The sequence below is a fragment of the Lactobacillus sp. UCMA15818 genome (assembly GCF_030400225.1).
GTDB lineage: Bacteria > Bacillota > Bacilli > Lactobacillales > Lactobacillaceae > Liquorilactobacillus.
Genome location: NZ_VJYB01000001.1, coordinates 392,394 through 415,353 on the forward strand (window position 1 = coordinate 392,394; position 22,960 = coordinate 415,353).

A 22,960-nucleotide genomic window follows, 5' to 3' on the forward strand; every position below is an offset into this window, starting at 1 on the left:
GCAAAGCATTCGCTATGTTCGTAATTTCGAGTTACCCAACTTATGTCACACTTCCTTCCTCGCACTACACTGTATCACTTTGATCAAGCTTCTTATTCAAATAATCTGTTTTGTTCCATTCTAGACAGTCAAAATTCACTTCATCACTTGTTTCTAGTATTGTTGTACTTGTATTAGATAATCCACCCGCTTTTCGCAGATTTTCAAGCGAATAGCCTAACAAATGTCTAATTTCTGCACATAGCGCAGCACCATGACTGACAATAATCACATTTCCATTTGGATATTTTTCACAGATTTCTTTGATAATTGGTGTCATTCTTGCAAATAATTCTTGAAAACCTTCACCAGAAATTTCTTTTGCATGATATAAATCTGGATGATTTCGAAAAGCATCTAGTTCCTTGGGGAATTTTTTAGCAACATCCGTAAACAGCATGCCTTCCATTTCTCCAAGATTAAATTCACTTAATCGTGTGTCTTCTTCCACCATTATTTTCTGTGGTAAAGCCGCCGCTAATTCGGATGCCGTTACAAATGCCCGCTTAATTGGACTACAATATATTTTTTCAAATTGTTTATTTTTGAGATACTTTGCTAACATTTTTATTTCAGTATGGCTTTCTGGTAGTAGCTCCGAGTCGCCCTTTGCCCCTTGGTACCTACCTTCTAGGTTCCAAATAGTTTTTCCATGCCTGATAAAAAATAATTTAGTCATGCTCAACCTCCTTTGATGTCACATTCAATTATGCCATTCTTTTGTGTTATTATCATTATTTTTTCAATACTTTGTTTCAATTAACTACGAAAAAAGTCAGTATAAAGCCGCTAAAATTTGAAGACTGCTAATTATAAACAGCTTGTGTGTATTAAGACAGCGAATTTCGACTGATACACATATTTATCTGGAATCAATAATGGGGCCAAATCAAAAGTTAACTTTTGATCCAGCCCCCGTTATAAAACTATTATTTCATTTTTCAGAGAATCGATTGCCATTTAGCATATTTTCAGCTTACCAATTTTATACGCAAACTTAGACATACTGTAAAACTTTTTCCTTTTGGTATGCGCAATCAATTGTTGCACTCCCGAGACACTCTGCACCATCGTAGAATACGACTTCCTGACCTGGTGTAATCGCACGGACAGGTTCATCAAATTCAACTCGAACTTTTGTATAATCTTCATTTAGGAAAACTGTTACCCCTGTGTCTTTTTGCCGATACCTAAACTTAGCAGTACAATGAAATTCCAAGCCACGCTCCTCGATTGGAGCTATAAAACTGATCTTACTACCGTCAAGACTATCAGCATAGAGATGCTCGTTGTGATAGCCTTGACCAACATACAACGTATTAGTAGATAAATCTTTGCCCACTACAAACCAAGGGTCATTGCTCTGACCATCGCCACCAATTCCTAAACCTTTTCGCTGACCAATTGTATAGTTCATTAACCCGTAATGTTCCCCTTTTATCTCGCCAGCAAATGTTTTCATTTTTCCTGATTTTGCGGGTAAGAATTCGTTTAAGAACTTACTAAAATTACGTTCTCCAATAAAACATACACCTGTTGAATCTTTTTTCTTTGCCGTAGCAAGACCAGCTTCTTCAGCAATTCTTCTAACTTCAGGTTTTTCTAGATTGCCAATTGGAAACATAGCCTTATCCAACTGCTCTTGTGAAAGTTGACTTAAGAAATATGTTTGATCCTTATTTGCATCTGCTCCACGCAACAAATGAACATGCCCTTCCGTATCGCGTCTAACTTGAGCATAATGTCCCATTGCAATATAATCTGCATCAAGTTTCATTGCATAATCTAAAAATGCTTTGAACTTAACTTCCTTGTTACACATTACATCTGGATTAGGTGTCCTCCCATTTTGATATTCATCTAAGAAATATTTGAACACACCATCCCAATATTCTTTTTCAAAGTTCACAGAATAATAAGGAACACCAATCTTATTTGCAACTTTTGCAACATCTTCGTAATCCTCCGTTGCCGTACAAACTCCACTGTCGTTCGTATCATCCCAGTTCTTCATGAAGACGCCGACTACATCATATCCTTGCTTTTTTAATAAATAAGCAACAACTGAAGAGTCAACTCCACCACTCATGCCCACAACGACACGAATTTGGCTGTTATCCTTCATAATATTCTCACCATCATTTCAATATAGATTCTGAATCTCTACGAGTTGAAGGTCGTATTATTTCAGTAAACCTAATTATATCTAGTTCATTAACTTTTGACAAGTCAACCTAATTATTTTTCGATTAAGACAGCACGCTCTTTTAGATTATCAATTACAAAATTAAGTTGTTCTATATGCTTTTCAACATCTGATCCCTTAGAAATATTAATTTCTTTCAGCCCATTTGCACTGGTTACACCTATTTTGAAAGTCTGCAAATCACTACTAATCGTAACTTTTAATTTTATGCTTGCATTATATGGAGATGTTGGATCAAGCGGGCGTTCAAGTATGAATTTTCCCCCTTTACTTTCTAAAAAACCTACATCCCGCAAGGTATATTTCTTAATTTCTGTGCTTAATGCAAATACGCGATTATCACCCAGAATTTTAGCTTCTTTAGTATATGCCATCAACTGTTCCCCCTACTCTTTTTGATAATTTTAGTTAATTGTGCAATTAAGTAATCAATATCCTCCACTGTATTCTCCACTCCAAAACTAAATCTTAGAGATTCTTCGATTCGTGGGCTGTTTGCACCATACATTGCCGTTAAAACATGCGATGGTTCAACACTGCCAGCTGTACAAGCTGATCCTGCAGAAGCTGAAATACCATTTAGATCCAAATTGGTTAGTAATGCATCCCTTTTACATCCCTTAAACCATATATTAATTACATGCTGTAAATTATTTTTTATAATCTCGCCATTAACTTCAAATTCAATTCCAGCCATTTGCAATCCCTTGACTATTTGCTGCTTGAATTCATAATACTTCTTTTGCCGTATTTTTTTTTCGTCTACATTGACTAATTCAACAGCCTTGGCAAAACCAGCAATTGCTGGAATATTCTCGGTACCCGCACGTCTTTTTAATTCCTGATCGCCACCTTTCAACAATGAAGGAATCTTAACTTTTTCAGAACGATAGAGAAATCCTAAAAATTTTGGCCCGTTAAGTTTATGTGCTGAAGTTGACAACAAATCAATCTTATCTGCTTGAACATCGAGATCAATCAATCCATACGCTTGAACTGCATCTGTATGAAACCATGCAGTAGTCTGCTCAACTAATTCTCCAATTTCATGGATTGGCATACGACTACCAACTTCATTATTTCCAGTCATAACTGATACTAAAATCGTATCTGGTCTAAGCGCATTCTTTAAATCCGTCAGCCTGATCAGCCCACGCTGGTCGACTGGCAAGTAAGTAACTTCGAACCCAAGTGACTCAAGGTATTTCATTGATTTTAAAACTGCTTCATGTTCAATCGCTGTTGTGACCAGGTGCTTTCCTTCAGATTGTCTAGCCAAAGCTGTCTCGATAATTGCAGTATTGTCACTCTCAGTACCGCCACTTGTAAAAACAATTTCATCATCTTTTTTCGCATTAATCGACCGAGCAATCAGGTGTCTACTATCATCCAAAATGGCCCGTGCTTGCCTTCCATGAAAATGAGTACTTGAAGCATTCCCAAAGACATTACTCATGGTTTCAGTCATTGTTTTGATAACTGGTGCAACCATTGGCGTTGTAGCTGCATTATCTAAATAAATATGTCTCACTCTTATCGCTCCTATTTTACTAAAACATTTAGAATCATTTGCGCAGATTTCTTACCAGCCTCAATGATAAATTCGTCAAATGAAGTTTCTGCTTCTTCATTGCCTGTATCCGACATTGCACGAACAATTGCGAAAGGAACTTTAAATTGAGCTGCAACTTGAGCAACTGCTGCGCCTTCCATCTCACAACATAAAACATCAGGATAAATATCCTTAATTGCTTTTATTTTGTCAGAAGATGCAACGAACTGATCACCGGTTACAATCAGCCCCATTTCAACATGCTGTCGATTTTGTTCAGCTGCTTCCTTCAATGTTTCAACGAGGTGTGAATCAGCTTCAAATTTTTGTGGCTGTTGTGGTAACTGACCTGGAAGATAACCAAATACAGTAGCATCAACATCATGATATGCCGCAGCCGTAGATAAAACAACATCGCCAACATGCAATCCTTGCCCGATTCCTCCTGCCGAACCAGAGTTTATAATGACCTCTGCTTTGAATTGTGCAATTAACAAGCCCGTAGTCATTCCAGCTTGAACCTTGCCAATTCCAGATTGAACAAGAACGACTTCGTTTTCATTAATTGTTCCTTCAAAAAAAGTAATTCCGGCTATCTCAGTTCGTTTTGCTGCTTTTAGTTCTAATTTCAGCGCCTTTATTTCTTCATCCATTGCACATAAAATTCCGTATCTCATTTTCAACTACCCTTCCTCACATTTTAAAAGTTTACAAATACCATAAAACAGTAAACGCAAATAATTGCCATAAATAAACCAGCAATTACCCAATTTAATTTTCTAGCCAATTTTCTTTTTTTCTCATCGTTAATTTCATTTTTTTCATCCTGTCTCTGCTGTGAGCGACTTACAGTTTCTTCAGGTATTTCTTGTGCATTTTCTTTCTTCCTTGTTGTTTCTTGTATATCAAGAGATTGTGAATGACGCCCAACTTTGCCGAAAATCTTATCTTTTAATCCCAAATTAACTTCTCCTTAATTCAAGCAACTCCCACTTCCAGACAGCCATAATTGTCTTGCTATCACAAATTAAACCCGCATTAATCTTTTCTTTTGCTTCCGCTAGCGTCAATTCTACAGTATTCAGGAATTCATCTGCATCTTGTGGTAATTTTTTAGACACGGGCTGTAAGTCGTGAGCAAAATACATTAACATTCTTTCATCTGCAAAGCCTGGTGATGTATAAAAATCCGCAAGTAACTCCAAACTCTCAGATTGCAATCTGACTTCTTCATTAAGTTCACGAATCGCTGTCTTTTTAGGATCCGTTTCATTTGCCTCTATCTTACCTGCAGGAATTTCCAAAGTAACACGCTGCATAGGTTCACGCCATTGCTCAACAAATATCATTTTATTTTCTGCGGTTAGACAAATGATAGCTACGGCTCCATGATGTCGCACGATTTCTCTTCTAGCTTGTTCGCCGTTTGGCAACTTAACTTCTTCCTCTTCAACCCGGATAACTTTCCCTCGATATACCTCTTTAGAACTAATTACCTCTTCTTCGTATTTCATATTATAAACTCCCTACAAAATCTTCATATGCTGTTTGCTCAGTTGTTGCTGACCACTTAACAGCAGTAAAATCACCTCTGAGTGCTTGTTCTTGTGATAATTCAACTTCCGCAACAAATGTTGCATTCCCAATTAAAGACATCCAGTATGAACCATCTTCTCTTTGATGAACCTTTGTATTGACCATTCCGCCTGGATTATGCACCGTTATTAAATCTTCCAAGCTTGTGTGTGCTGGATAAAGCAATGAATATATCAATGACGAGGCTGACATTGCAGTCCCGCAAGCATTTGTGAAACCCACGCCTCTTTCAAATGTTCTGACAAAAATATTATTATCTGCAAATACTTCGACAAAGCTAACATTAACACCATCAGGGAAGACAGGATTCTTGCCATTGTTCAAATAAGCTGCAATTCTTTCTAATTCAGGTCCCAGCAATTCTTCATGATTGACAAAAGTAATTAGATGCGGATTAGGTACGGCTACCGCTGAAAATTTCAAAGTTTTAGATAACTCTGGAACTATTTCATTAAATAATCTTTCTTTACCAACAATATGCATTTTTAAATCACTAGCAGCAAAACTGACTGGTGATATTTCTGCATCAAATGCAGTCACATTTGGTGCAAAGTCCTTTGCTTTTTTTACTTCAAGATCTGCATACATTGTCTCAATCTTAAAATCGGTTAAATTATTTTGTTCACTCAAATATCGTGCAACTGTCCGAATTCCATTTCCACACATACTTGCTTCACTGCCATCAGCGTTAATAACCCTCATTTTACCAACTACAGAATTATCATGTCCACTCGTCACATATAGTATTCCATCGGACCCACCATGCAACCCTGTCTTACGATCACATATCTGTCTAGACAGCCCTCTTAATTCTTCCTCAGATAATTTCTTATCTACCTGTTTTTCATCCAAAATAAAAAAATCATTTCCTGAACCGTGAACTTTAATCATCTTCATCAGAATGACCTCCTACTGATTTAACAATATCTTACAACTATAATAGCAGAAATTAACCACTTTAGTCTTCTATCCCGTAATTATTCAACTATTATTTATTTTTTTCAAAAATTTACTTTCTTATAATCAAGCAGTACTCAAAAAACCAGGTCAAAATTATTTTTTTGCCTGGTCTTTTCATAGGTTGCAGATAAATATTCTAGAAATCAAATTTCGACAAACTTATTTCAACCTCTTACTTATTAACAACAAATTACTGCCTATTCCTCTAATCCAGCAGATACTGCATCTGGAAAGTCAGCTTTAACAATTGCTGCGCAACTTGCACAAAGTGTCGGAAAATCATTATCAGATCCAACATCTTCTTTAATCATTCGACAGCGTGGACAAACCTCGCCCTTAGCATGGCCAACAACAATCGATAATTCAGCAGTGTATTTTTCCGCTTCCGCTGGTGCATCATCCAATGACTTAACCTCTAACGCAGAAACAATCAAAGCTTGACGAACATTGATCTGAAGCTTCTTAAACAATTGTATAACATCCTCTGAAGCATAGAGTACCACTTGCGCTTCAAATGACTTACCAATTAATTTCTCATTACGAGCCTTTTCCAATGCTTTAAATACTTCTGAACGAATATCCATGAATTCAGCAAAATTCTTACTTGTTTCAAGCTCATTATTATAATGATTTACTGCGGGCATTTCAGACAACTGTGCAAATTCCTCTGGTTCCTTCAAGTATCCCCAGATTTCTTCAGTTGTATGAGGTAAGACTGGTGTTAACAGCTTTGTCAAACGAACAGCAACATCATATAAAGCGGTTTGCATTGAACGTCTTTTATGACTATCTTCACCTTCGATATAAACGATGTCCTTGGCGATATCCAAGTAAAATGCTGAAAGATCAACAGTTACAAAGTTAATCAGCTTCTTGTAAATATCCATAAAGTTATAAGTCGCATAAGCATCCAAAACATCTTTAGAAAATTTGTTAATTCTGATTTCCATATATTGATCAAGTGCTTCCATATCGTCAAAGGCAACTGTATCTTTTGCTGGTTCAAAATCAGTCGTATTAGCAAGTAAGAAACGAACTGTATTTCTAATTTTACGATATGATTCAGAAATTTGTTTAAAACTATCCATTGAAACACGTACGTCAGCAGAAGTGTCCACACTTAAAACCCACAAGCGAATAATTTCGGCACCCATTTGTTTGATTACCTTTTCAGGAACAATCGTATTACCAAGAGACTTACTCATTTTACGTCCCTCACCATCAAGTGTAAACCCTTGGGAAAGGACTTGCTTGTATGGTGCCTTACCTGATACTGCAACACTTGTAATCAGGCTAGAATTAAACCAACCACGGTATTGATCAGAGCCTTCAAGATACATATCGCTTGGATATTTCAAGTTTTCACGAGCGGCCAAAACACCCTGATGTGAAGAACCTGAGTCAAACCAAACATCCATAATATCTGTTTCCTTAGTAAATGTACCATTTGGTGAATGTTCACTAGTAAAACCTTCAGGTAGTAATTCTTTTGCTTCTTTCTGGAACCAAATATTTGAACCGTTCTTTTCAAACAAATCAGCAACATGCTCAACCGTTTCCCTAGTGATGATTGCCTCACCATCCTCACCATAGAAGATGGGAAGTGGAACACCCCATACACGTTGCCTTGAAATTACCCAATCTCCACGATCACGAATCATGTTATACAACCGCTTTTGTCCCCAACTAGGAAAGAATTTTACGTCATCAATTGCAGCAAGAATTTCAGAACGAATCTTGTCAACTGATGCGAACCATTGTGGTGTAGCTCTGAAGATTATTGGTTTCTTAGTACGCCAATCAAATGGATAGCTATGTTCAAGCGGCATATATTTGAGGAGAAGATTATCAGCTTTTAACTTATCTAATGAAATTTGATTGGCATCTTCATAAAAGACACCTTCAAAATCGCTACCAGCCTCGGCTGTTAAGTAGCCCTTATCATCAACTGGGACAAAGATGTCAAGACCATATTGCTTTCCAACATTAAAGTCATCTTCACCAAATCCAGGAGCAGTATGAACAAGTCCAGTACCTGAATCCAATGTCACAAAATCACCAATCATTGTAACTAATTTACGTTCTGGATAAAAAGGATGCTCTGTCAACACATACTCTAATTCTGATCCTTTGACGGTCTTCAGTGTGTCAAATTTTTCCCATCCAAAGCGTTCTGCATTAACTTCAACAAGCTCCGTAGCTATCACAAATTTACGCTTATCACCTGCTGGTTGCACAACTGAATAATCAAAGTCTTTATCCACAGTGATACCTTCAGACCCAGGGATTGTCCAAGGAGTCGTCGTCCAGACAACCATATATGTATCGTCATCTAAGACTCCTTTGCCATCAATAACATGTTCACCATAAAAAGCAGATGGGGATGTCACATCATGGTATTCAACCTCTGCTTCAGCTAAAGCAGATTCTGATGACCATGACCAAAATACAGGCTTCTTGCCTTTATAAATCAATCCACGTTCTGCCATCTTACCAAAAACACGAATTTCTTGTGCTTCAAAGGTCGGATCAAGCGTAACATAAGGTTTTTCCCATTCACCAGCAACTCCCAGACGTTTGAAATCTTTGCGTTGCTTATCTACTTGTTCAAGTGCATACTTCTGACATTCTTCACGAAATTCAGCAACAGACATTGCCTTACGATTCACACCAGCCTTTTTTAACTGTTGTTCAATTGGAAGGCCATGAGTATCCCAACCTGGAACATATGGAGCTCTAAATCCCATCATAGATTTGGAACGCACAATAAAGTCTTTTGAGATTTTATTCATTGCGTGTCCCATATGAATATTCCCATTTGCATATGGAGGACCATCATGTAACACAAAAGTTGGTTTACCCTCGTTTAATTTTTGTCTCTTCTCATAGACCTTATTTTCTTCCCAAAAATTTTGGCGTTCAAGTTCACGAACTGGCAAGTTGCCTCGCATTGGGAACTTAGTTTTACCTAAATTCAATGTTTCTTTAACTCTCATTATTATCTCTCCTTGTCAAATATTTTAAACAAAAAAAGACCTCATCCCAAGGGACGAAAATCTTTCGCGGTACCACCCAATTTAAAAAAATACAAATGTATTTCTCTCTCAAACAGCTAATTAACGATTGCCAACCGGATAAACTTACTACAAAGTTCAGTCTACCACTAAAAAGATGATAAACATCGAAGAATTGAATGTCAAACTTTCACCATACATTGACTCGCTATTTCAGGAACCTCGATGTTCGTATTCTTTCCATTATTTAAGATTTTTCAGAAGATGATTCCTCATTAAAGTGCTGTCCTTCATCATCTTCTGGGAAAATGACCACTGCCTTCTTCTCACTAGTTACATCGTCGGCCTGCTCATCTTCAACCTCAATATTCGAGAATGATTGTACTTCTTTAGCAGCAGCTTTGTCAAGTTCAGAATCTCTTCTGATTGCTTCTTGAATTTCTTCATAGCTACTTGTGTCACCTTGACGTAAAATTTCATCCCATTCACTGCCCTTAACAACTTCAAGCTGTGATTCCATCATAACTTGTAACTTTTGTCTGAAAATTCGTGCCTGCTTCTTCAAATCATCTGTCTCAAATATTAATCTTTTAGCTTTCTGTGAAGCTTCTTCAACTATCTTTCGTGCCTTCTCATTCGCTTCGTCTACGATATCCTTAGACTGCTTTTGCGCTTCATGACTAATAATTTCTGCTTCGCGTTGAGAATTTGCCTTGACTTTATCAGCTGCTTCTTGTGCAACGATAATTGCTTGATTAAGTGAATCTTTTAAGTCGTTAAAATATTTCAACTTTTCTTCGTTTTGTTTTAAACCATCGGCTAATCGTTCACTTTCTTTGATATTCAGCTCATAGTCTTTGATAATTTGATCCAAAAAGTCATTTACTTCATCTTGATCGTAACCACGCAATTTAACACGAAACTCTTTGTTATGAATATCTAGTGGGGTCAAAGTCATATCCCCAACACCTCCATGTATGTATTATTTTTTTAGAACATCTGCTTCCACTCGGATTTTTCCTTTTTTTGATACTCCTTGAAGTGCATTTAATCTGAATCGCCCATAACTGCGTACAGAAACGATATCATGTTCTGCTACTTCAACATCAGGCTTTTCAGTATTCATCCAATTAAGAACCACCTTGCCTGAGTTCAACAAGTCCTTAACATGCTTTCTAGACAGATTATAAACCCCTGCAATTAAGATATCCAATCTTAACGAACTAACTGAGATTTGAATTTCTTGCCATTCGTCGATAGGTATTATTATCTCAGCTTTTGTTATTTCTTCAAGATGGACCCTCACCTTACCAATAGTTTCAACCTGAATCTTCAAAAAATTAACCATGCTAGCAGCGGTAACAAACTGCCATCGTTCACCATCAGTTACAATATCACCAATCAAATTACGTCTCAATCCAATATGAGTTAATGCACCTAAAATTTGGCTATGCTTAAGCGTTGCAAATTTTAGAGGATATTTTATCCAAATTAGTGCAAGTTCAAAATCAGTCTCATTTGGTTCATAGTATTCCGGATAAAAAAGGACTCTTCGTCGTTCAGCTCCTTGCAATAAGCCATCAGTCTTCATCTTTAAATCTGGTTCGGTATTTAAAAGCATTTGTGCAATATATACCTCACGTGGGTTCAAAAATTCGGTCAATATTGGTCGATACTCAGTCGCTGCTTGTGTCATCAAACTACTGAGTTCATCAATAATCGACGTTTCTTCACTTCTAAAATGTTGATATATCGTTTGCTTATCCATGCTGAGTAATCACACTAAAAGCATCAAAAAGCCAAAAATCGAACTATATACAAAATTAAAACCACTCTGAACAAAGCGCAGCGCGATCAAAGCAACGATTGGAGCAAAACTGATCCCACCAATTAAGGGGACAAATCTATCAAAAAATGAAAGGTAAGGTTCACATATTCTGCCCAAAATATCGGCCAACTTTGAACCCTGAGCTGCGGGAAACCAACTCATTAATACATACACTATAATCGCGAACGAATATAGCTCAAAAATACGATTAATAATTGTTAAAATCATATATATAACTCCTTGAATTAGTTAAAATCCGAATCTGTAAATTCTGACGTAACATTTCCCTCAACGACAAAACCAGCAGGTGTACAAAGAAAAATTTGGTCGCCAATTCTTTGAATTTCGCCATTGATTGCAAAAATAGTTCCCGTTAAAAAATCAACGATCCTTTTAGACTGTTGTTCATCCATCCGCTGAAAGTTTACAACGGCAGCTTGATCACTCAGTAAACGAGTGGCTATAGCCTTGACATCAGAATAAACTCTTGGTTCAAAAAGTGCAATCTTCTTCTCAGACATTGTTCGCCTCTTTCCATCAAGTGAAACAACGTTTTTATTAGTATCAACTTGCGGCGTTTGTTGCTCTTCATATTGATAATTTTCATCTTCATCAAATTGATCATCCGATATTCCAAAAAACTTGCCAAACTTTGCTCCTAAAGCCATTCTTTCACCTCCCAATCATAATTTTACATCTTATTTACGTCGATGACGGAAAAATGGAGGTGTATTCAACCCATCTTCATCATTATCATCTTGTTCTTTCTCAGTATCGGCCTTAAATATATCAAATTTTTTCTTTTCAATATTCCTAAATTCATCTGTTTTTGCTTCAGAAGCTGGATGTTCTTCTACAATTTCACGTCGCAAATCCCAATCTTTTAAGGGATCATTACTCTCAACTTCTCTTGTTACTTCGCTACCATCATTCTTGCGAATATTATTATGTTTAACTTGTGTCGCTCTCGATCCCCTGCTGTTCTGGTTTTTCTTATCAATCCCAGTTGCTATCACAGTCACGACCACTGTATCTTCAAGGTCTTCGTTGATTGAGGTTCCAAAAATAATATTAACATCACTTGTTGCAGCTTGAGCAACGATATCAGAAGCATCTTGTGCTTCAAAGAGGCTTAAATCAGGACCACCTGTAATATTAAGCAGCACTTGCTCTGCCCCATCAATTGAAACTTCCAATAATGGTGAAGAGATTGCTTTCTTTGTTGCATCAGCAGTTCGATTTTCACCGTTGGCCGAGCCAATTCCCATCAAAGCAGAGCCTTGATTTTCCATGACAGTTTTTACATCAGCAAAATCCAAGTTAACATATCCGGGAGAAGTAATTAAGTCTGAAATTCCCTGGACACCCTGGCGCAAAACATTATCAGCTTCCTTGAAAGCCTCCATCATTGGAGTCTTTTTGTCTACAATTTCAAGTAACCTGTTATTTGCAATGATGACTAATGTATCAACATGTTCCTTCATTTGAGCAACGCCCTCTGCTGCAAAACGAGCGCGCTTGGGACCTTCAAAGCTAAATGGTCGTGTAACAACACCTACCGTTAAAGCCCCTTGCTCTTTAGCAACTTTGGCAATAATAGGTGCAGCACCTGTCCCAGTTCCGCCACCCATTCCTGCGGTAACAAAAATCATATCTGCTCCTTTAAGAGATTCGGCTAAAGCCTCTTCACTTTCTTGTGCTGCCTTATCACCAACTTCAGGATTTGAACCTGCTCCTAATCCACGTGTAAGTTTCGGCCCAAGTTGAATTTTTGTCTCAGCCTTTGAACTCGCTAAAGCCTGCACATCTGTATTAGCAACAATAAATTCAACACCTTTTACATCATCAGCAATCATTCGATTTACTGCATTTCCGCCGGCACCACCAACACCAATAACTTTGATTGTTGCTCCTTTGTTTTCATTTGCATCCAGTGAAAATTCCATTGCATTCCCTCCAAATTATTCTCAGTCAAAAAAGGTATTGAAAAAGTTCTTGATTCCCTCAAAAGAACTGCTCTTTTTATTTTTTTGCTTTTTCTGCTCAGTCTCTTTACTATAATCGACCTGTTGTTCTTGTACACCAGCTGCAGTTCTATTTTCAATTTCCGGAGCGCTATCATCCAGAGAAGCCTTGACAACTTTTTCAATCTCGCTTTGCTTAGTCATATATGCAACCAACCCAATCGCTTGCGTAAACGATGGGTGTCGCAATCCCATTTGTTGCGGGATAAATAATTTAATATTTGTATCAAAGATGTCCTCTGCTAGTTCCTTAATACCTGGCAGCGCAGCAACACCACCAGTAATAACAATGCCTCCTGGAAGTTTTAGCGCATCAATTCCTTGTAACACATTTTTAAGCTTTATAAAGATCTGCGTCAATCGTGCTTCAATAATCTCACTCAAGTATTCTCCACTAATTTGAACAGCGTCAGCCTTGCCAACCACTTCTACCGAAAAAACATCATCTTTCGATGCTAAATAACTGGCAGCATATCCAAAATTACGCTTAATCTTTTCAGCATTCTCAAGCGACGTATTTAGAACAACGGAAATATCCTTGGTAACGAACTTCCCGCCTTCTTGATCAACATATGTATACTTTAACTTATGATCATGTACAACTGCTGCCGTTGTTTGACCGCCACCTAAATCAATTAAAACTGCCCCAAAATCTTGTTCGCCATCACTAAGTGCCTGTGTCGCAAGTGCCAAAGGTGCAACGACTATGTTCTTAACAACAAGTCCCGCACGCTCAACACACTTAACAGTGTTATGTAAAACCGTCTTTGGTCCAGTATATAAAACACCACTCATTTCAAGACGAACACCGACCATTCCGCGAGGATCCTTAATTCCATCAAATCCGTCAACCGTAAATTCATTAGGAATAACATCAATAATATCTCGTTCTGGTGGCAACTTTTGAATAAGTGCTGCCCTTGTTACATGATAAACGTCAGTACTATCGATTTCCTTAGAATTTCCATTACCATCACCGACAGCTATTATTCCATTGCATGGAACAATTTCTAAGAGATTAGCCGGTATACCAACTGTTATTTCTGAAATTTGAATATTCGCTTTTTGTTCCGCTTGATCAATTGCTGCTTTAATTGCATCTACAGCCCTGTCAATGTCAACAATGACCCCACGGCTCAACCCATCAGAACGCTCACTGCCTACTCCAATAATATTAAGTTGTCCCTTGACAAATTCTGCTACGATTACTTTGATCGAAGTAGTTCCAATATCAAGTCCAACATAAATTCCTGAATTATCCATTGGTTGAGCTCCCTTCTAAAAATAAAATTAACTAATATTTACTCAAACTAACAACTAGAATTTTACCACAACACTTAGCATTTATACACTTTTCAAGCTTTTTTATTGTACAAATTATTAATTTTTTTATTTTAATTCTGTTGAATATGCACCGACTTCAAAATTTATTTTAATTTTTCCAGTTGCTTTGGCTTTAATTTGTGAATAATATTTCATTTTTCCTGAAAAGGTTGGGAGTGTCGCAATGATTTCGTTTCCATCATTCATGTAAACCTTAATCCTCTCTGGATTAACAGAATCAGGAGCTGCATGAATTTCCGAAATACCTGTTAATAAACTTGTTGTCAGTTTATTCATCTCCTTTGCTAATAACTTAGTTTCAGAAGAAGTTTTAAAATTTGAGAAAACTGGCAAATTGCCTTCAGGTGACGTCCGTTGTACAATTGAAGCGTTCCCCTTACTATTCAACGCATAATAATTATTACTTATTAACAAATATCCAACAACTTTTTCCTTGGAAATTTGGATATTAACACTTCTATCTTTCAACACAAAACTAACATTTTTAACTTCACTAATATCATTTTTGATCTGTCCAGCTGCCTTTTTTTCTTCCAAGTATACTTGCAGCAGATAATCATTTGTTTTGATTCCGCTGGCCTTCTTAATCGCTTCTTGTGTAGCTTGATCCACCCCAGTAACATTTACTTCTTTAACTTTGCTGATTGGTAAAATAAAATAAAATGAAATTATAGTAATGAAGCCAAAAAAGATTAAATTAATAATCATTTTCTTATGCAAGAGCATTTTTCTTTGCTTGACCAATTTAGGCAATTTATTACCCATCCGCTTTTTTTTAAAATCTTTCTTTTTCAAAGCCGCCTTATGTCTCTTTTTTTGAGCTTGTTCCCAAGGTGTAAGAGGTTGGTTACTATTTTTTTCTCTGCCAAAAAAATTATTTAATCTAAATTTCATACCAACCTCCATTAATTTCTAATTATTGGTAATTAAATCTGTCAGCACTCTTTCAATTCGCTTAGATGAATCTGGAATGCCAGCCTTCCTAGCTTCTTTCGCAATTTGACTTCTTCTTTCATCATCTTTCATCAACTCGTTGACTTCATCTGCCAATGTTTGACCGCTTAGTACATCTTCCTTAATCATTATCGCTGCATCTATGTCAGCAAGACTACGTGCATTATAAGTTTGATGATCATGTGTTACATTGGGACTTGGAATCAATATTGAAGGGATTCCCAATACAGTTATTTCAGCCAGACTTGTTGCCCCTGATCGGCCAACTATTAAATCAATTTCGGGTAAAATCGCCGGCATATCCTGAATATACGGCTTAATCACAATGTTGTTTAACTGTTTTTCTCCAATTTCACTTTTTATTTTCTCATAGTAGATACTACCTGTCACAAATAAAACCTGGAATTCATTCGTGTCAAACAAAGCAAATGCATCCATTGCAGCTTCATTGATACGCCGAGCACCTCTTGAACCACCAAATATCAATACTGTCTTTTTGTTCTCCGATAGGCCCAATTCAGCTAATCGTCCGGTTGATTTAATATCAGCTACTTGTTGTGCCCGCGGATTTCCCGTAAAGACAACTTTTTGACTTGGAAATTCTGTTTTAGCAGCTTCAAAACAAATTCCAATTTTATCTACAAAATGACTTAAGAATTTGTTTGTCACTCCTGCAATGCTATTTTGTTCATGAATGAATGTTGGAATATGCAATTGCGATGCAGCATAAACAACTGCCCCACAAACATAACCACCAGTACCCACGACAACATCAGGTTTGAATTCCCTAATTATTTTCTTAGCTTCATGAACACTTTTTAAAAATAAATAAATAGTCTTAAAATTTTGCAACGATAAAGAACGTTTAAATCCTTGAATTTCAATCGTCTTAAAATCAATTCCTGCATTCGGAACAATTTTACTTTCCAGCCCTTTATTCGTTCCGACATACAGAAATGAACTACGAGTGTCATCTTTTTTTAAAGTCTCAATTAATGCTAGCGCCGGATAGATATGTCCACCCGTGCCGCCGCCAGATATTAGTAAGCGCACTATCTTACATCTCCAATTCTTTCTTTAAATCTTCGATTGCTTGAATAAACATATCTCCTCGCACTTCAAAAGTTGGATACTGATCCCAACTTGCACAAGCCGGTGAAAGTAAGATCACATCATTCTCCTTACTCATATCGTACGCAATCGGTACTGCAGTCTTAACATTTTCAGTTTTAACGATTTGTTTAACTCCTGCCTGCTTTGCCGCTTGTGCAACTAGATCACCAGTTTCACCAAATACAATTATTCCCCTCAAGTTTTTAAAATATGGAATCAACCTTTCAAACGTAAAACCCCGGTCCAAACCGCCGGCGAGCAGCACTACTGGATTGTTAAAACCAGCCAATGCCTTTTCTGTTGCTTCCATATTAGTTGCTTTTGAGTCATTATAGATTTTACGTTGATTAATCGTTGTAACATATTGCGTACGATGTCTAACACCTGAGAAGGTCTTCAGAACTTCCACAATATTTTTATTCTCTTGGCCCATTAATTTTACAACAGTAATAGCTGCAAGTGCATTCTCAATATTATGTTCACCCGGAATCTTGATTTCAGATGCGAGCATGATCTTTTCTTCTCTAAAATAAAGCCAACCATCCTTTTCGTAAGCCCCTGCTTTGCTGGTGCCCTTTCGAGAAAAAGGAACAATTGTTGCATTTGATTGTGTACTTAACTTGCGCCATTCTTCTGAATCCCAATTAACAACAAAGTAATCAGCTTTTGTCTGATTCTTTGTAATATTCATCTTTGCTTTAATATAATTCGCGCGCGTTCCATGGTAATCTGTGTGGGCCTCATAAATATTAGTCAGTACTGCTACATGTGGGCGAAGTTTTGTTGCTCCTAACAATTGAAAGCTTGATAATTCTGTGACCATCACATCTTTCTTAGTCGCCTTTTGTGCTACCAAAGTTGCAGGAATACCAATATTTCCCGCAACATATGCCTCTCCATCTTTTCTTCCTTGATTAAGCATCAATGAAATAAGAGTGGTTGTAGTAGTCTTGCCATTTGTTCCTGTCACACCAATCATTTGCGCATCCAAAATTTCATATGCTAATTCAGGTTCGGTAATAATCGTAAATCCACGTCTTACAGCTTCTGCAATCAACACATTACTATAAGGAATTCCAGGATTCTTTACAATCAAATCTGTGTCATCTAAAAGTGAAAGCGGATGGCCTCCTGTTATTACTTTGATTCCTTCAGCCTGTAAGTTATCTACAATATTTTGTGGTGCTTTTTTTAAATCATTCACAGTTACTTTTGAACCTAATTTGCAAAGAAGCTTTGCAGAATTAATTCCACTTTTTCCCAACCCAACAACTAACACTTTTTTATTCTTATAAGTTGTTGTTGTTTTCATAACAGCCATCCCTTTTCTAATAAAAATTTAAAGTATTACTATAAGGCTCAAGATACTTGCGCCCAGACCAATTAACCAAAAAGTTATATCTATGCGCCACTCACTCCAACCACTCAATTCAAAATGATGATGAATTGGGCTCATCTTGAAAATACGCTTTCCAGTTAATTTAAATGAAGCAACTTGCAACATTACACTTGCAGTTTCTATCACAAATATAATTCCAATTACAAGTAATGATAGTTCATGATGTAATAATAATGAGACTGCTGCCAATGCACCTCCTAAGGCCAACGACCCCATATCTCCCATAAATATTTTTGCAGGTTTATGGTTAAATAATAGAAAAGCAAAGAGTGCACCAATAACTGCTAAGCAAAAGAGCAAAACATCACTTTGCCTTTGATTAGCCGCAATTACAGCATATGTTCCAAAAGCTATTATAGCTTGTCCTGCTACAAGTCCATCAATTCCATCTGTCAGATTTACCGCATTTGAAAATCCAACAAGCCAAAAAACAACAAAAAACACAAACAGAAAACCAATATTAATCTCATTACCAAAAAAATGCAATGCAAGTGGAAATCTCTCATGCCAGTACACAGCAGTGAAGATCAAGCCACCAATTATTTGACCAAGCAGCTTCTGCCAAGCTTTTAATCCTTCATTTTGCTTCTTCCACAACTTGATAGAATCGTCCCAAAATCCTAATATTCCATATAGTAACAAAATGAAGTCTAATACCAGTAATCTGGCACTCAACTGTCTATAGATAACAGGAATTACAATTGCAGTTAATAATATCGCAATATTAAAAACAAAGCCTCCCATTGTTGGCGTTCCTGCTTTTTTTTCATGCCACTTTGGTCCCTCTTCACGAATCATCTGTCCTTGTTTTTTCTGATGTGCATAATCAATAAAGACCGGTAAAAAAATTAATGTTATTAAAAAACTAACTATTATAGTAAGAACCATTTCAATTGAATTCATCTAATTTCCCTGCTCCTTTAAATCGAGTGCTTTTCTTGCTTCCTCAACATCATCAAAATGGTGCTTTGTTTCTCCAATAATTTGATAATCCTCATGTCCTTTTCCAGCAATCAAGATAATGTCTTGTGGCTTTGCCATTGCAACGGCGAAATTAATTGCTGCACGTCTATCAATAAATGTTGGAATTTCCACTAGTTCAGGAACACCTAAGAGCATCTCATCGATTATTGTTTGTGGATTTTCTGAACGCGGATTATCTGATGTAAAAATGGGATAGTCACTATGCACAACGGCAATTTTAGCCATTTTTGGTCTCTTCAACTTATCACGATCTCCACCGCAGCCAACTACACAAAAAACTTTGCCCTTTGCAAAATCATTGATTGTCTCTAAGGCATTCAATAATCCATCCGGTGTGTGCGAATAGTCTATAATTGCAGATACTTTGCTTTCAGAGGTAATCAACTGCAATCTTCCCCTGACACCTGGAAATTGCTCAAGCGCCGTAATTACACTTTCAGAGTCTATTCCACAGGCATATGCAGCTGCAAATGCAGCCAAGATATTGTAGACATTAAATAAACCCACCATTTTGACACCTAGATGAAATTTCTCGCCAAAAACAATTAAATCAAAATCAGTTCCTTTGCTATGAATTTCAATATTTTCCGCCTTGATCATTGCCTCTTTTTTAATTCCATAAGTCAAAACCTCAGCAGCAGTATCCGCTGCAAATTGTTCGCCAATTGGATCATCAATATTCAATACCGCCACTTTAGGATTTCCAGAGTGTGTGTACTTGTTTCCTAGTTGTGAAAACAATAAGCTTTTTGCATGTGCATAATTTGCCATTGTCTTGTGATAATCCAGATGATCCTGTGTCAAATTAGTAAAGACCGCAACATCAAAATCAATTCCCCACACTCTTCCTTGAATCAATGCAATTGAAGAAACCTCCATTGCGACCGTGCTGACACCCTTTTCAACCATCTTATTTAAAGTACGCTGCAAAGTAATAATGTCAGGAGTTGTATTCTTGGTTTTTAAAATTTCATCATCAATTTTTCGGTACATCGTGCCAATCAATCCGGTTTTTTCACCTAGATTACGGAAAATTGCTTCTATAATGTGGGTGACTGTTGTCTTTCCATTTGTTCCCGTTACTCCAACTATTCGAAGTGCTTGGCTCGATGTTTCATAAAAAAAGCTACTCAAAATCGCCATCGCTTTGTTAGTATTTTGAACATATACAACTGGTACCGAAACTTCGCCCAGTTCTTCTTGTGCAATGATCATTGCCGTACCCTTTTTTATCGCTTCTTGTACCAATTCGTGTCCATCAACTTTTACTCCTTTAATCGCAACAAAAATACTCCCCGCAATAACTTCGCGTGTATCTTGTGTCAGTAAAGAAACCGAAAAATCTTCAAACTTTTCAGGTACTACTTTTTTAAATTTTAAACTCTTAATCAATCTGCTCGCTTGCATAAATTCACCATACTATCCCTATTTAAGCTTTACCGTAATATTTGTAGTTCCATCCAATGATTTATTGGCAACCAGGCTTTGTTCACTGACATAGCCTGAACCTTCAATATCAAAATTAATTCCTAGTAGTTTGCCAAGTTTCACAACATCACTTCTAGACCATCCCGTCAAGTCAGGCATCACCTTTTCCCCATCTGTCATTAAAATTATTCGTTCTCCAGACAAAGAGGTGCTTCCAGCTGTTTCTGATTGTGCCGTGATTTTATTACCATTCCCAACTTCTGTAACTAATAATCCAGCATTTCGTAACGTAGCTTTTATACTTGTAGCATTCTTACCTATATAATTTTTTATTGCAATTTGTGTATTACTTGCAGTTTGTCCAGAATTTTCGTCGAGTGCACGTTTTAAGAGCGGATTAAACACGCTGGCTAACATCTGGCCTGAAGTTCCACCAGCAAAAGTTGTTGGTTGCTTCATAGTGATGTACAAAATATATTTTGGATTATTTGCAGGTGCCACTCCTGCGACAGAGAAAATATAATTCATTTCTCCTTTGAGATATCCTGTTCCTGTACTATCGCCAATTTGTGCAGTCCCAGTCTTCACCCCTATCCGGTATCCATCAATTTTAAAAGCACTCCCTGTACCATTTTGATTATAAACAACATCTTGCATCATACTCAACACTTTTTTTGCGGTTGAGGCTTTAATCGGATGTCCTACAACTTTTTTGTTAAATTTATAAACTGTTTTTCCATTATTAGGATTCACAATTTTTCGAACTAACTGTGGCTTTACCATTTTACCATTATTAGTGATTGCTGAAAATGCTTGAAGCATCTGAAATACTGTTACAGTTATTCCCTGTCCGTATGCAGTATTCGCTTGGTCAATCGGATATTTATATTCTATACTACCCTTAGCCTCATTTGAAAGCCCTGAATTTGTCGACTTCAATAATCCAAAGCGTTTAATATATTTCAGCCAACTCTTGGCTCCCATCATTTGTTCTAAATGTGCCATTCCGACATTAGACGAGCGAATAAAGGCATCACGATAAGTGATATTGCCCCATCCACTTGGATACCAATCACTCACTGTCTGTCCATTAATCTTATAAGTTCCCGATTTATAAGTTGCATTTGCATTGTATTTTCCACTATTGATTGCCGCTGCCATCGTCAAAATTTTTATAGTGGAACCAGGTTCAAATCCATCTTCCACTAGGGTGTCACGCCACATGTCGCTCAACCCAGTCTTGGTTTGCGCATTAAAAGTCGGCCGTTGAGTTGCAGCAACGATTGCACCTGTTTTTGCATTCATCAAAACAGCATTCATTTCTTTTGCATGATACTTACTTTGTGCTTGCGACATCAAGGTCTCTAAGTAAGTTTGCAGCCTTGAGTCCAAGGTTGTATAAACATTATTGCCATTTTTGGCCTTCCTAGATTTTATTTTTGAACCAGGAATAGGTGTTCCTTTAATATCCTTCTCAAATTTTTTTACTCCATTTATACCTGTCAACAATTTATTATATTGACTTTCAAGTCCCATGACACCAGTCATTTTCCCATTATTATTCTCAGCAATCCCTATTAACTGAGAAGCAAAAGTTCCGTTAGGATAGAGTCGAGCTTGCGCTTCTGTAAAGTTAATTCCCTTTATGTTAGCATCTTCAATCTTATTTTTAGTTTCAAGTGAAATGTTTTTTCCGGCGGTTCCAAGTTCTACTTGGTATGTATCTTGGTTCTCTGGATTCAAAGCTTTCTTAACTTGTGCATATGAAATTGATAAATTTTTGCTTAAAACCCTTGCTGCTTTATCTTTATCCTTATCAGCCAAATATTCTCTTTTTCCAAATGCTACGGCGGTCTTTGATAAAACTATGTAAATTGTATAAGTTGAAGTATCTTCTGCGATTGGTTGATTATCAGCATCATAAATCGTTCCACGCTGGGCCTTTATCTCAGTCTTACTGGCATACAACTTAGCCACACTTTTTCTCAAATTCACATGATCCACAGATTGAAAAATTGCAATATAAAAAAAACGACCGATAAACATTGCGAAAATGATTGCAACGCTAAAGAAAATCCATCGACCGAATCGTTTCCTATTTTGCTGTCTTCGCTTTATTGTTTCTCGTCCATTTTTTTTAATCATTTTGAAACATTCCTTATTGAATTATCATTTATGGTTAAACCTGCATCTTGTGCAACCTTCATTAACCTACTTTTGTTTGAAAGTTCACTAACTTCTTGTTTTGTATTAACATTATCGTTTTGAATCTCGACAATTTTTTGATTCACATTCTGTAATTTATATTGAGTACTTGAAAGGCTCACCTTGGAAGACACCACAAAAATCATCATTCCCATGAATAATAGACTCAATAATATTGCACTCATAATTTCAAATCCTGAAAATGGTACTCGAGTGCTTTTTACTTTTGATTGTTTCTTATGTATTGGTGCCGTTTGTTCTTGTCGTTTAGGGAGTGTTGTTTCTAATTGTCTTGCGGTATTTTGTGCCATTTT

At 36.9% G+C, this 22,960-nt stretch carries 22 protein-coding genes; all 22 read right to left on the reverse strand.

All coding sequences use genetic code 11. From position 1 onward, the window contains the following. Nucleotides 1–64 precede the first annotated feature (64 nt). The gene (locus FFX44_RS01905; RefSeq protein WP_289977332.1) at nt 65–718 is read right to left on the reverse strand and encodes a histidine phosphatase family protein; all 654 of its coding nucleotides are present in this window, start codon (nt 716–718) and stop codon (nt 65–67) included. Nucleotides 719–1,036: 318 nt separating this feature from the next. Continuing rightward, entirely contained in the window at nt 1,037–2,164 is a 1,128-nt protein-coding gene (gene mnmA, locus FFX44_RS01910; RefSeq protein ID WP_289977336.1) for a tRNA 2-thiouridine(34) synthase MnmA, read from the reverse strand. 113 nt (nt 2,165–2,277) lie between these two features. Continuing rightward, a complete protein-coding gene (locus tag FFX44_RS01915; protein WP_289977338.1) occupies nt 2,278–2,619 on the reverse strand; it encodes a DUF1831 domain-containing protein in 342 nt (113 codons plus the stop codon). Then, complete coding sequence (locus FFX44_RS01920; protein ID WP_289977339.1) at nt 2,619–3,776, reverse strand: cysteine desulfurase family protein; 1,158 nt, start codon at nt 3,774–3,776, stop codon at nt 2,619–2,621. The genes FFX44_RS01915 and FFX44_RS01920 overlap by 1 nt, the downstream gene beginning before the upstream one ends. Nucleotides 3,777–3,787: 11 nt before the next feature. Continuing rightward, the gene (locus FFX44_RS01925) at nt 3,788–4,474 is read right to left on the reverse strand and encodes a 5'-methylthioadenosine/adenosylhomocysteine nucleosidase (RefSeq protein WP_289977342.1); all 687 of its coding nucleotides are present in this window, start codon (nt 4,472–4,474) and stop codon (nt 3,788–3,790) included. A 23-nt stretch (nt 4,475–4,497) separates the two neighbouring features. Then, nucleotides 4,498–4,758, reverse strand: a complete 261-nt coding sequence (locus FFX44_RS01930; RefSeq protein ID WP_289977343.1) for a hypothetical protein — start codon at nt 4,756–4,758, stop codon at nt 4,498–4,500. A gap of 1 nt (nt 4,759) precedes the next feature. Beyond that, on the reverse strand, nt 4,760–5,311 hold the full coding sequence (locus FFX44_RS01935; RefSeq protein WP_289977344.1) for an NUDIX hydrolase: 552 nt from the start codon (nt 5,309–5,311) through the stop codon (nt 4,760–4,762). A 1-nt stretch (nt 5,312) separates the two neighbouring features. Then, a complete protein-coding gene (gene dapF / locus FFX44_RS01940) occupies nt 5,313–6,290 on the reverse strand; it encodes a diaminopimelate epimerase (protein WP_289977345.1) in 978 nt (325 codons plus the stop codon). A gap of 260 nt (nt 6,291–6,550) precedes the next feature. Beyond that, a complete protein-coding gene (ileS, locus tag FFX44_RS01945; protein WP_289977347.1) occupies nt 6,551–9,349 on the reverse strand; it encodes an isoleucine--tRNA ligase in 2,799 nt (932 codons plus the stop codon). A gap of 265 nt (nt 9,350–9,614) precedes the next feature. Beyond that, on the reverse strand, nt 9,615–10,325 hold the full coding sequence (locus FFX44_RS01950; RefSeq protein WP_289977349.1) for a DivIVA domain-containing protein: 711 nt from the start codon (nt 10,323–10,325) through the stop codon (nt 9,615–9,617). Nucleotides 10,326–10,349: 24 nt separating this feature from the next. Next, nucleotides 10,350–11,135, reverse strand: a complete 786-nt coding sequence (locus FFX44_RS01955) for a YlmH/Sll1252 family protein (protein ID WP_289977350.1) — start codon at nt 11,133–11,135, stop codon at nt 10,350–10,352. A 9-nt stretch (nt 11,136–11,144) separates the two neighbouring features. Next, nucleotides 11,145–11,423 carry a YggT family protein gene (locus tag FFX44_RS01960; protein WP_289977351.1) on the reverse strand — a complete coding sequence of 93 codons (279 nt, stop codon included), beginning with the start codon at nt 11,421–11,423 and terminating at the stop codon, nt 11,145–11,147. A gap of 17 nt (nt 11,424–11,440) precedes the next feature. Further along, nucleotides 11,441–11,863 carry a cell division protein SepF gene (sepF, locus tag FFX44_RS01965; protein WP_289977352.1) on the reverse strand — a complete coding sequence of 141 codons (423 nt, stop codon included), beginning with the start codon at nt 11,861–11,863 and terminating at the stop codon, nt 11,441–11,443. A gap of 30 nt (nt 11,864–11,893) precedes the next feature. After that, nucleotides 11,894–13,141: a cell division protein FtsZ gene (ftsZ, locus tag FFX44_RS01970; RefSeq protein ID WP_289977353.1), complete on the reverse strand. Its 1,248-nt coding sequence runs from the start codon at nt 13,139–13,141 to the stop codon at nt 11,894–11,896. Nucleotides 13,142–13,162: 21 nt separating this feature from the next. Beyond that, on the reverse strand, nt 13,163–14,482 hold the full coding sequence (ftsA, locus tag FFX44_RS01975; RefSeq protein ID WP_289977355.1) for a cell division protein FtsA: 1,320 nt from the start codon (nt 14,480–14,482) through the stop codon (nt 13,163–13,165). Nucleotides 14,483–14,608: 126 nt separating this feature from the next. Continuing rightward, the gene (locus tag FFX44_RS01980) at nt 14,609–15,457 is read right to left on the reverse strand and encodes a cell division protein FtsQ/DivIB (protein ID WP_289977356.1); all 849 of its coding nucleotides are present in this window, start codon (nt 15,455–15,457) and stop codon (nt 14,609–14,611) included. Between the two features lie 18 nt (nt 15,458–15,475). Then, the gene (gene murG / locus FFX44_RS01985) at nt 15,476–16,570 is read right to left on the reverse strand and encodes an undecaprenyldiphospho-muramoylpentapeptide beta-N-acetylglucosaminyltransferase (protein ID WP_289977357.1); all 1,095 of its coding nucleotides are present in this window, start codon (nt 16,568–16,570) and stop codon (nt 15,476–15,478) included. A gap of 4 nt (nt 16,571–16,574) precedes the next feature. Beyond that, a complete protein-coding gene (gene murD, locus FFX44_RS01990; protein ID WP_289977359.1) occupies nt 16,575–17,942 on the reverse strand; it encodes a UDP-N-acetylmuramoyl-L-alanine--D-glutamate ligase in 1,368 nt (455 codons plus the stop codon). Between the two features lie 27 nt (nt 17,943–17,969). Further along, nucleotides 17,970–18,932, reverse strand: a complete 963-nt coding sequence (gene mraY / locus FFX44_RS01995; RefSeq protein WP_289977361.1) for a phospho-N-acetylmuramoyl-pentapeptide-transferase — start codon at nt 18,930–18,932, stop codon at nt 17,970–17,972. After that, nucleotides 18,933–20,420 carry a UDP-N-acetylmuramoyl-L-alanyl-D-glutamate--2,6-diaminopimelate ligase gene (locus tag FFX44_RS02000; RefSeq protein ID WP_289977362.1) on the reverse strand — a complete coding sequence of 496 codons (1,488 nt, stop codon included), beginning with the start codon at nt 20,418–20,420 and terminating at the stop codon, nt 18,933–18,935. A gap of 18 nt (nt 20,421–20,438) precedes the next feature. Continuing rightward, complete coding sequence (locus tag FFX44_RS02005; protein ID WP_289977363.1) at nt 20,439–22,586, reverse strand: penicillin-binding protein; 2,148 nt, start codon at nt 22,584–22,586, stop codon at nt 20,439–20,441. Continuing rightward, the gene (ftsL, locus tag FFX44_RS02010) at nt 22,583–22,957 is read right to left on the reverse strand and encodes a cell division protein FtsL (protein WP_289977366.1); all 375 of its coding nucleotides are present in this window, start codon (nt 22,955–22,957) and stop codon (nt 22,583–22,585) included. Before ftsL ends, FFX44_RS02005 begins: the two co-directional genes overlap by 4 nt. Between the last annotated feature and the right edge of the window lie 3 nt (nt 22,958–22,960).